Consider the following 11,688-nt stretch of genomic DNA (forward strand, 5'->3'; position numbering starts at 1 on the left):
GCTGCCCAATCACTTGGTGAGGGTTTCCGAAATCTCCGTTTAACAAAGCACAGCGTTCAATTATAGCTAATCTCTTCTGCTTTCAACCGTATAGATGAAGCTATCTGCCTTATAAAATCCGAGGTTGTATTCGATTGGTTTTTCGTCAATATCATACACAAAACGCTTCCTGAATAAGATAGGCGAGCCTACATTCGCCTCCAGTTTGGCTGCGATGAATTCATCCGCGAGCAAGGCACTGATTTCCTCTTTGGAGATCATCGCAACGACCGAATGTTCCTTTTCCAGCATTTCATAAAGGGGAGCTTTGTAATCCTCTTCGCCAGTTAGACCCACACCTGGATGGAAGTATGATTCAAAATATACGAACGGACCCTCAGGGCGGCCCCTTAGCCTAACCAATTTTAAAACTTTTTTGTCTTCCTTGATCTGGAAAAAACTTGCCAGTCTTTTATCGGGATATACCCAGCTTACATGTAATTCGAAATTTCGGATCGGAATTCCCCTGGCACTCATTTCCTGAGAAAAACTCATCCAGTTCTTCGATTTTGAACTCAGCGATTTTGATGCGGCCACCTTAGTGCCGACCCCTTTTTTGCGTATAAGCAAGCCGTCGTAAACCAGTTTATTTATCGACTGGCGTAAAGTAGTGCGTGATATGCCTAATTCTTTTGATAACTCTACTTCGTTGGGAAGCAGTTTGCCACCAACATATTCGGGGTTTTCAATTAATTTCCTTAACAATGCTTCCGCCTGTACATGTAATGGCACCTGACTTTTATGGTCTATTGTTAGTTTCATACTCGATACAATAATATAAAAATTTCGTCTCATTTACATCATGTACATACATTCTGTTGTTTTCTGTGATCATTGCACTATTTAATTCGAATCAAAGCATACACCGCAAAAAATAATTAAAATAAAAATTTGGAAGTAATTAATTTAATAATACATTTGTATGTACATATTATAGAATGTATAATCTAACCAGATAATTAGTTGATTTCAAAAAAAATGCATGATGTTGAGCCGGATACTTTTTCTAGATACCTTTTGTATCAATTTTCGATATAATGGTGTGCCTATAATTAAAATAGGAGCCTCTTTACCGGAACAGAAAGATTTCTTTTTGTATCTATAAAATCTGCTGATGTAAGAACATTGTATGAACATGAACCAAATTCAAAATATAATTTATCAGAATCCTCATATCGATATGTCAATAGAAGAACCGATGCGAAAGACCGAGCAGGAAATTATGCCGGCATTTAGGAAAGAAATCAGCAAACCGCAGGGTTACGATATCTACCCATACTTTGCGCTGGGGGAAAAACAAATTTTCAATGGTTACGCGACTCTTGCTCATCACATTACCTTACAAAAAACTGTCATTATTGATGGTTATGTGGGGGTGTACTGGAATCTTTTGATCAGCTCGCTTAAGAAAGAACTTGTTTCCAGAGGGCTGCAAGTTAACATCATAGATACAGCTTCTTTTCTAAAAGACGAAGACTTGATCGATGAAATGGTTGAAGAGTTTCTTGGCGAGAAGGATGCCGTTTGGGGAAAAAAGACCACACTAAACTTAGGTGATTTTTTTGATCTCGAAGCTTTAAAGGCTTCAGAAGTTAATGAAGATTGCGATGTAAACCTGATTATAGGTTGCGGCGCTTCATTAAGTGAGTGGGATGCCTCCCTAATTTATGTGGATTTGCCCAAAAATGAATTACAGCATCGAATGAGTGCCGGTGCAATCTGCAATCTGGGTAAGTCTGGTCCGCAGGAGCAGACCGAAATGTATAAGCGTTTTTATTTTGTAGACTGGGTTGTACTCAATGCCCACAAAGAGCAACTGGCAAAAAATGTAGACGTTTTTGTTGATGCGCAGTGGGATGAAGACATCAACTGGGGCTACGGTGATGCTGTTCGGGATGGGCTTAAGAAAATGTCTGCATCCGTATTTCGTGCAAGGCCATGGTTTGCCCCGGGTGCCTGGGGAGGGCAGTGGATGAAACAACGCATGCCGCAACTCGATCAGAATGAGATTAATTATGCATGGTCTTTTGAACTTATCGTTCCGGAAAACGGATTGGTATTCGAAAGTGATGGGCTGCTTTTAGAGGTTTCTTTTGATCTGCTCATGTTTGCACAGGCAGGAAATGTATTGGGTAAACACTTTGAACGGTTTGGAAATGAATTTCCGATAAGATTTGATTTTCTCGACACGTTTGATGGTGGCAATCTTTCGATACAATGCCATCCAGGTCTTGAATACATCAAAGAACAGTTCGGAGAAAATATCACTCAAGATGAAACCTATTATATTCTGGATTGTAATGATGATGCGGGCGTGTACCTGGGCTTTCAGGAAGATATCAATCCGCTTGCTTTCAAACAGGTGCTTGAAGATAGTAACCTAAATGGTGTAGCGGTAGAAATTGAGCAATACGTACAGTGCCATAAAGCAAAAAAGCACGATTTATTTCTGATTCCGAATGGCACCATTCACAGTGCAGGTGCACAAAATTTGGTGCTTGAAATTAGTGCAACACCATATATTTTCACTTTTAAGATGTATGATTGGTTGAGACTAGACCTAAATGGCAAACCACGCCCAATTAACATTGAACATGCTTTTAAAAATCTCGATTTTTCCCGAAAAGGAAGTAAGGTACAACAGGAATTGATTTCTAAACCAAGTATTCTTTTTGAAAAGGATGGCTGCACATGTCTTCACCTACCTACCCACAAAGAGCATTTTTACGATGTGCACCGCCTAGACTTCGATTCATTCGTTGAAGTTGAAACAGAAAATGTTTGCCATGTGCTGATGCTTGTTGAAGGCGATTCGGTTAGTGTAACCACTGCCGATGGTTCGACCATGAATTTTCAATATGCTGAAACTTTTGTAATCCCTGCAGCAGCCGGAAGCTATAGTATTGTGAATAACTCGGACCGGCAGGCAAAAGTAATTAAAGCCTTTTTAAAATAACTCACCATGACGATACAAGAAAAACATATCGATCTCAAAAAAAATCGTTCCTACTTATACCTGGTATGCCTGGTTGCTGCCCTGGGAGGCTTTTTGTTCGGTTTTGATACTGCCGTAATATCCGGTACAATTAGCCTGGTTACAAAAGACTTTGGCCTTGATGCAGTTAGTGAAGGATGGTTTGTGAGTTGTGCCCTTCTGGGCTGCATCATTGGGGTGGCTATTTCAGGCAAACTTAGCGATAGATTTGGAAGGAAAATCGTCCTTATCCTTTCGGCATTTCTTTTTCTAACTTCTGCTTTGGGCTGCATGTATGCAGGATCTTTCTCTTCTTTGATTACCTTCAGGCTGATTGGCGGTATCGGAATCGGTGTGGCCTCAATGGTATCACCACTTTATATTTCAGAGTTTGCGCCTTCAAGACTGAGAGGAACCATGGTTTCGCTCTACCAGCTTGCCCTAACCATCGGGATTGTTGTGGCCTATTTTACGAATGCATACCTGGCAAATCACACCGGCGAAGCGCATTCGAGTGCAGAGTCACAGAAAATATTGTCTGCAGAAGTATGGCGTGCCATGCTTGGTCTGGGCGCTCTTCCTGCACTTATTTTTCTTTTGGCACTCTTCGTTGTCCCGGAATCGCCAAGATGGCTGCTCACCAGGGGGCGCAAAGATTTAGCAGAGCGGATACTCATCAAAATTGATGGAGAAGCAGCTGCAAGGAAAGAACTCGAGACTTTTTCCAGTCAGAAAATTTCTGGTGAAGAGGGTTCATTAAAAATACTTTTTAACCCGGTATACCGTAAGGCACTTTGGATCGGCCTTTTGCTTCCATTTCTCTCTCAGGTTTGTGGCATTAATGCCGTAATTTATTATGGTCCAAGAATATTAGAACAAGCAGGCTTTACGCTGAATAATGCCCTGGGTGGGCAGGTAACTATCGGTATAGTAAATGTGATATTCACGTTTGTGGCCATTTTTACGGTTGATAAATGGGGGCGTAAACCCCTGCTCTATGTTGGTGTAGGGGGGGCGGTAATCTCGCTGATTATTATTGGCATGCTTTTTCAGTTTGGCATAATCTCAGGGCCGTGGATCCTCATTTTTATACTCGCTTTCATTGCTTGTTTTGCTTTCTCTTTCGGGCCGGTATGTTGGGTTGTTATCGGAGAGATTTTTCCTAACGGCATCCGGGGCAAAGCCATGTCTCTGGCTACGCTTACCCTTTGGATCGGTAATTTCTTTGTTGGTCAGCTTACACCTGTAATGCTTCAGGGACTCGGATCGTCCTGGACCTTCTGGATTTTTGCCATCTGTTGTTCTCCGGCACTGCTCCTCACCTGGAAGCTGATCCCGGAAACCAAAGGACGCTCGCTTGAAGAAATTGATGAACACTGGCAGCGAAGTCACCGTATCGCCAAATAAATTAACACTAAAAGAACCTAACCATATATTTCAGATGCCAAAAAGCATCCTAATCAACCAAAATGTTATGAGACTCAAAATTTACCAATCAACAAAACTTAAGCGACTCTCCCGCAGTCAGCTAGCCTTGCTGGTAGCGGTACTGATGCCTTTTATGCCCGGTTACCTCTCCGCCAAACCCTTTGCTTTGAGGCCATCGGAGCAGGGTTTTAAAAACATTACTGTAGGCGGAAAAGTATCAGACGAGAAGGGTATCGGCCTTCCTGGGGTGAGCGTACAAATCAAAGGCACATCAGTTGGCACTGTTACAGATGCCAACGGTAACTACAGCATCTCAGTTCCTGATAATCTGGTATCGGGAAGCCTCTCTTTTTCCTATATTGGTTATGCAGGGCAGGAGATCGCCATTGGCTCACGAAAAACAATTAATGTAAAGCTGCTTCCTTCATCTGGAAACGAATTGAATGATGTGGTGGTTGTGGGGTATGGTACACAAAAACGGGTATCTATAACCGGTTCAGTGAGTACTATTGATGCAAAGAATATCGAAAATAAGCCTGTACTGAATGCTTACCAGGCATTGCAGGGCGAAGCGCCAAACCTGATCATTCAGCAAACCAACCTCAATCCGGGAAGTGATGTTACAGTGAACATCAGAGGAGTTGGAACCCTGGGAGACAATACGCCTCTGGTGGTTGTGGATGGCATTGTCGGAGGGAATTTAAATACAATTAATCCAAATGATATTGCCAGCGTTTCCGTACTAAAAGATGCAGGTTCTGCTGCAATTTACGGTTCAAGAGCAGCAAACGGAGTAATATTGATTACAACGAAAGCGGGTAAGCTTAATCAAAAAACTACAGTTTCTTATAATGGAAGTTATGGTATTCAGGATGCCAATGTGCTGGTTCATAAAGTTCCGGCCTGGCAAAACGCCTATTATAAAAACGAATCTTTGGTCAATTCAGGTTTAAGCCCGGCTTATTCTCCGGATCAGATTCAGCAATTAAAAGATCAGGGAGATGGTACCTGGGATATAGAACACCTTTTGCGCACCGCGCCACAACAGTCGCACAATGTAAACATTGCCGGTGGTGGAGAAAAAAGTGCTTTCTACGTTTCGGCAGGTTTCCAGGATCAGCAAAGTAATTTTATTGGCAACGGGGGTGAGGGATCAAAATTTGGATATCAGAAATACAATTTGAGATTAAACCAGACCAATGTTATCGGAAAATTAAGAACGAATTTCATTTTGCTTTACACCAAAACCAGAAATAAAACCAACAGCGTTGGCGACAACAATATTTTCGCCGATGCAAACAGGGTTCCTCATAATTTCAACTGGCAAGACGAAAATGGCAACTACCTGACCAATCCTTTTGCTTCACAGTACAATGAATACGGCGTATTGGAAAAAGGCGGATTTAACCAGGCAGATAATGATGAGATCTTCGGATCATTTAATGGCCAGTTTAACATTACGAAAGACTTAAAACTAACTGGCGAATTCGGTGGAACACTGCAAAACAATGGCACATTTTTCCGCCGTACCCAGGTAAACTATCTTCCTTCAGGTGTTTATGGAGATGACCGCTCGGTTTTGGATGCCAATAGCAAATCGCAGCTGTTCAATACCAAAGTTTATCTCGAATACGGGAAAAAGATTTTAGCACACGATTTTAAGGTTCAGTTGGGGGCTTCGAGCGAAAATTATTCACAACGAGGCTTTCAGCTTCAAAAAACATTAACAGATCAATTGCTGGGTACACCAACAACAGGAACTATCGTCGATCCCATCAATTCCAATAACAGCTTAGCCATTAATTCCAATAGTTTGCAGTCTTTATTTGGCAGGCTAAATTATTCCTTTAAAGACCGTTATTTACTCGAAGCAACAGCACGTTACGATGCTTCCTCAAAGTTTGCCAGGGGCAACCGCGGCAGTTTCTTTCCATCGGTGAGTGCAGGTTGGCTGATCTCTCAGGAGTCTTTTATGGAATCCTTGAAGCGTACGGTAAGCAATCTGAAACTTCGTGCCTCTTATGGTGTTTTAGGAAATCAGAATGTGGGTAACTTCCAGTATCAAACCACCTATTTTAACTATGCAAGTGCATACGGCTTCAATAACATTCCGGTAGGTGGGGCGGGTACGTTGTTATCTAACCGGGATTTGACCTGGGAAAAAGCAGCTACTTTAAATATCGGTTTAGAAGCAGGGTTTTTTGACAATTCATTAACAGCTACTTTTGATTACTTCAATAAAGTAACCAGAGATATTCTTCAGCCAAGGCAGGATATTCCAGCAATCTTTGGTGCAGCAACACCTGATTTTAACGTGGCAAAAGTGAGGAGCAAAGGCTGGGAAGCGTCTGTTACTTATAACCTGCGTGGAAAAAATGTAACTCAAAGTTTTAGCCTTAACGTTGCCGATAACCAGAACAAGCTGCTTAAATTATCAGGAGGAGCAACCGAACAGATCATTAATCAGGATGTATTCCAATTGCTCAGACGTGTTGGCGAACCAATTACGCAGTATTACGGATATCAAACCAATGGATTTTTTCAAAATCAGGCAGACATCAACAACTCTCCGAAAATTGCCGGAAACGCAGTTGTGCCCGGAGATGTAAAATTTAAGGATCTGAACAACGATGGCGTAATTGATGCAAAAGATAAAACTGTATTGGGCAACCCTTTCCCGAGATATACTTTTGGATTTACTTACCGGCTGGCTGTAAAAGGCTTTGATCTTCAGCTGTTCATTCAAGGTGTGGGGAAACGCGAAACTTTCCTTCGCGGAGAGCTTGTTGAGCCTTTCCATTACGGTTATGGTGCTACAGTATATGAACACATGACCGATTACTGGAGCCCGGGAAATCCTGATGCACGTTACCCGATTTTTGCCAACATCGGATCGCCATCGAATACGAATAACTGGAGAACGGGGTCTGACCTTTACAAATATGATGCTGCTTATGCACGCTTGAAGAATGTAAACATCGGCTATACCTTGCCACAGGCACTCACTCAAAAAGCAGGTATTCAGCGCCTGAGAGTTTCCCTTATCGGGCAGAATTTGTTTACGCTTTCAAAACTTAAATTTATCGATCCGGAAACTTCAGAATTCGGGAATAACCTGAGTACCGGTTCCGCCTCGAACAGTGCCCGTCAGTATCCGTTACCGATTTTTTACGGAGCAGGTCTGGACATCACCTTTTAATATTCACGGCTAGAATTACTTATATGAAATTTTTAAATAAAAACCTCATCATTGCTTTCAGTCTTCTTGCTTTTGCAGGGTGTAAAAAGCTCGATATTGCGCCAACGGACCGGTTTTCGGATTTAACATTCTGGACCGTTGATGTAAACGTAAGCAGTGCCCTTAACAATAATTACAGCTTGCTTTACAACAGCTCATTGTACTTTGAGCCGGAGGCACTCTCTGATAATGCTTACTCTCCTTCAGGCGACCTCAACCTCATTGCAAGCGGAAATGCAACTTCCCTTACCGCAAAGTTTGCCGGAGACTGGACAAGTTATTATAAAACCATAAAATCAGTCAACATATTTTTAGAAAATGTAGACCAAAACAAAACCCTCCCAGCGGCTACGATTGCCAGGATGAAAGCTGAAAACCAGTTTATGAGGGCTTTTGCATTGTTTAACCTGAGTAAATGGTATGGCGATGTGCCCCTTCCGGATCATGATCTTACACCAGAGGAGGCTCAGGTGATTCCGCGTACCTCAAAGGCGGCGGTAAGCGACTACATTATTGCTCAGCTTGAATCTGCTATACCCAATCTTCCAAGTAAAGATCAGCTCCCGGCCAGTGAAAACGGTAGGATTACAAAAGCTGCGGCACTTGCCCTGGAGATGAGAACATTGCTTTACCAGGGAAACAAAATGGCTGAAGTAGTGGCGGTTTGCGAAAAGTTAATTAACAATCAGGCAACCTACGGCACCTATTCATTAACCCCAAATTACAGTGCTTTATTTAGCGACCCTGCAACCAACAAAACCAATAGCGAAAGTATACTATCCCTTCAATATGTTCCAACAGTCAGGACCTGGCAGAATTTCTGGGATTTCGCTCCAAGAACAGTTGGCGGAAGAGTGAGTGCGATGGCTCCGACACAGGAGCTGGTAGATGACTACATCATGCTCAACGGAAAAGGAATCAAAGAAGCAGGTTCAGGGTATGTGGAAAGTAACCCTTATGTAAACCGCGATCCAAGGCTCACCGCAACAGTGGTTTACGATCGGTATACATGGGTAAATCCAAACAATAGCACCAAAACGATTTACATCAGGCCAGGTTCAGACCCCGTTCAGCCAGGCTTGGATGAATATTCGCCAGGTTCGCAAAGTGCTTCTGCTACAGGTTATTATTGGCGAAAATACTTCGATCCAATTGCTTTATCAAGTTTTGTATCCGGAAATAATTTGCACCTTTTCCGTTATGCGGAGGTATTGCTCACTTATGCAGAAGCGAAAAACGCTTTAGGGCAGATGGATGCCACCGTATGGGCAAAAACAATTGGTGCGCTCCGGTCGAGAGCTGGTTTTACCGATGCAGCAGCCTTAAGTTTTCCATCCGGAGATTTAACCGCTGTTATTCGTCGTGAACGTAGGGCTGAGCTTGCAATGGAAGGTTTAAGAACTGATGACATCAGACGCTGGAGAGTGGCGGAAGTTACCATGAATGGCTTTGCCCACGGTGCAAAATTTGCAACTGACCAAAACGTAGATGGTGGCTACATCAGAACACAACAACGCAAGTTCAATCCGCAAAGGGATTACTTATGGGCAATTCCGTCAAGCGAGGTAAGCCTGAACAAAAATTTAACACAAAACCCTGGTTACTAACCCTTATTAGAATATGAAAAATCTCAAAACATTATTCGCCATGGTAATCGTTGTATGTACCGCTGCAATCTCCTGTAAAAAGGATGAGAAATCACTCAACGAAAACATTAGCACAACTGCAGCATTAAGCCTGCCGGCAAATATGGCGAACATAAAACTCACCCCGTCTAACGCATCTGCCTCACAGCAATTCAAGTGGACTGTGGCAAGTCCCGAAGATGGAGGACTTATACTTTACGAGGTGGTCTTTGACAAGGAGGGTGGAAATTTCTCCAACCCGGTTTTCAAAGTGCTTTCTGATGGTGGAGGCATACAACCCCAGGTTACCATATCGCACAAAGACTTAACCAAAATTGCTGCATTATGTGGTATTAACTCCTCTTCTACCGGCAAAGTCAACTGGACGGTAATCGCTTCAAAAGCCAGCAACAAGAAAACCAATCAGGAAACCAGAACACTTCAACTCGAACGCCCGGCAGGATTCGCTGAGGTGCCAACCGACCTTTACCTAACAGGTTCGGCAACAGAGAATGGTGATGATGTAAGCAAAGCAATCAGGTTTAAAAAGCTTGAAGACGGTGTATATGAGCTGTATACTTCCTTAAAAGCCGGAACTTATCAGCTTACAAACAAACCAGTTGCAGCAGGAAGAAAATTTTACGCTGAAGGCAATTTGCTAAAAGAAGGCGCTTCAACTATTACCGTTACCGGCAATACGAAAGTCTATTACCTAAAATACGATTTTAATGTAGCAAGTGTTGTAGAGGTTAGCGAAATTCAGAGCTTAGGGCTTTACATGTCTGCGTATGCCAGCGAAATTGGACAGTTAAACTACACTGCTAACGGCACATGGCAATCTGGCGTAATACCAGTTGTTTTTTATCAGTTTTCATGGGGCAGAGATGAGCGCTACAAATTTGCGCTTCATACCTCTGCAGGTATAAAATATATGGGCAGCAGCAATGTAAACAATGTAAGCCCGGCAGGTCAGGCAGCATCCTATTTTTATCTGAATACTGTATCTAATGATCAATGGAACAATACCTACAAGTTCGATCCTTCTGCCGATAACAAAAGTGTTAAGGCAACCGTTAGCCTGGGTGCAGCTGGTCCTTATACACATACTATCATTACCCAATAAATTAAGCGCTGCCACCGGTGAGTTACCGGTGGTTTTTAAACCTGTTTTATGAAAGCAATACTCAGATATACCGTATTTATGCTCGCCTTCTTCTTTGCAGTTTCATGTAAAAAAGAACCCGCGCCAGCACCAGTTCCTCCACCGCCTGTAGTGCCCCCGGGAGTTCCGGGCGCACCGGTTAATTACCTTCAGCTAGCAAAGGACACCCATAATTTTACGATGAATAACCTACTTACCGCTAGCTATGGATACCGGGCCAACACCACATCCAAATCTTCGAATTGCTTTGAGTGGTATAACGTAAGCCAGATTTATGCCGATGCCGCAATGGTTGCTGCAGGAGAAAGTAGTTATTTGGTGTACATGAACAATACATTCAAATTCATGGATAACATGTGGGATAAGAAAGACCTGCGAGGTGGGTATTTCGCCTCTGTGAACCTTGACGGTAGCGGGGCAGGCGGCGACAAATATGTAGATGATAATGCCTTAAGCGGAATGGTGTACCTGGAAGCTTATGAAGTAACAACGGGTGCTGATAAACAGGCCTACCTGGCAAAAGCTAAAGCCTGTGCCGACTGGCTGATTAACAGTGGCCTCTGGGATAACGTTTACGGTGGAGGCTTTTACTGGAACACGCAGAAACCTGAAAAACCAACGCAAACCAATGGATTAACGCTGCAATTGTTTTCTAAACTGTATGGTTTGACCGGAGAATCCATCTACAGAGACTGGGCAAGGCAGGTTGATGCCTGGTTGAGTGCAAAGATGTTCGATCCGAATACCGGCCTTTACATCTGGAAAATAGATGGAGCAGGTGAAGGCTTAAAACACAACGAAAAGTTTACCTACGATAATGCCATAATGGTAGAAGCTTTCCTGATTTACAGTAAGGCTTTCAACGACCCTTCTTATCTAACCAAAGCTCAAAATTTGGGAAAAGCCATGAATAATACACTCTGGAATGCACTATATAAGGGTTATGTTTTTAATACCGCAGAAACCAGGATCAATCCGGCATGGTGTGCCTGGGGTTCACAAGCCATGATCCGGCTTTATGAGGCTGACAAAAATGAATCATGGCTGGTATACGCCAAAGAAAATATCAACCGACTGAATATTGCCAATCGAAATTCAACTACATTGGGTTATTATTTCTTTGCCGGCTTCGATGGTCAGAACCGTTCTGCAGAAATGGAAACCGTTGATCAGGCCTGGATGCAAAGACTACAAGCAATGTTATCAAAATTTTAACAACAGA

Annotated in this window: 7 protein-coding genes; 6 read left to right on the plus strand and 1 reads right to left on the minus strand. The window is 42.8% G+C overall.

Going from position 1 to position 11,688, the window contains the following annotated elements; genetic code table 11:
* Positions 1-66: 66 nt before the first annotated feature.
* Positions 67-801 carry a GntR family transcriptional regulator gene (locus tag FFJ24_RS03405; RefSeq protein WP_138822566.1) on the minus strand — a complete coding sequence of 245 codons (735 nt, stop codon included), beginning with the start codon at positions 799-801 and terminating at the stop codon, positions 67-69.
* Between the two features lie 418 nt (positions 802-1,219).
* Here FFJ24_RS03405 and FFJ24_RS03410 point away from each other — a divergent pair, with 418 nt between their 5' ends.
* From FFJ24_RS03410 to FFJ24_RS03435, 6 genes are all read left to right on the plus strand, one after another.
* Complete coding sequence (locus tag FFJ24_RS03410) at positions 1,220-2,995, plus strand: class I mannose-6-phosphate isomerase (protein WP_138822568.1); 1,776 nt, start codon at positions 1,220-1,222, stop codon at positions 2,993-2,995.
* 6 nt (positions 2,996-3,001) lie between these two features.
* Complete coding sequence (locus tag FFJ24_RS03415) at positions 3,002-4,420, plus strand: sugar porter family MFS transporter (protein WP_138822570.1); 1,419 nt, start codon at positions 3,002-3,004, stop codon at positions 4,418-4,420.
* A 67-nt stretch (positions 4,421-4,487) separates the two neighbouring features.
* Positions 4,488-7,640, plus strand: a complete 3,153-nt coding sequence (locus tag FFJ24_RS03420) for a TonB-dependent receptor (RefSeq protein ID WP_168202373.1) — start codon at positions 4,488-4,490, stop codon at positions 7,638-7,640.
* A 23-nt stretch (positions 7,641-7,663) separates the two neighbouring features.
* The gene (locus FFJ24_RS03425) at positions 7,664-9,286 is read left to right on the plus strand and encodes a RagB/SusD family nutrient uptake outer membrane protein (RefSeq protein WP_138822572.1); all 1,623 of its coding nucleotides are present in this window, start codon (positions 7,664-7,666) and stop codon (positions 9,284-9,286) included.
* Positions 9,287-9,299: 13 nt separating this feature from the next.
* Entirely contained in the window at positions 9,300-10,427 is a 1,128-nt protein-coding gene (locus tag FFJ24_RS03430) for a SusE domain-containing protein (protein WP_138822574.1), read from the plus strand.
* Between the two features lie 48 nt (positions 10,428-10,475).
* Positions 10,476-11,681: a glycoside hydrolase family 76 protein gene (locus FFJ24_RS03435; protein WP_138822576.1), complete on the plus strand. Its 1,206-nt coding sequence runs from the start codon at positions 10,476-10,478 to the stop codon at positions 11,679-11,681.
* The last annotated feature ends 7 nt before the right edge of the window (positions 11,682-11,688 follow it).

The sequence above is a fragment of the Pedobacter sp. KBS0701 genome, assembly GCF_005938645.2.
Lineage (GTDB): Bacteria > Bacteroidota > Bacteroidia > Sphingobacteriales > Sphingobacteriaceae > Pedobacter.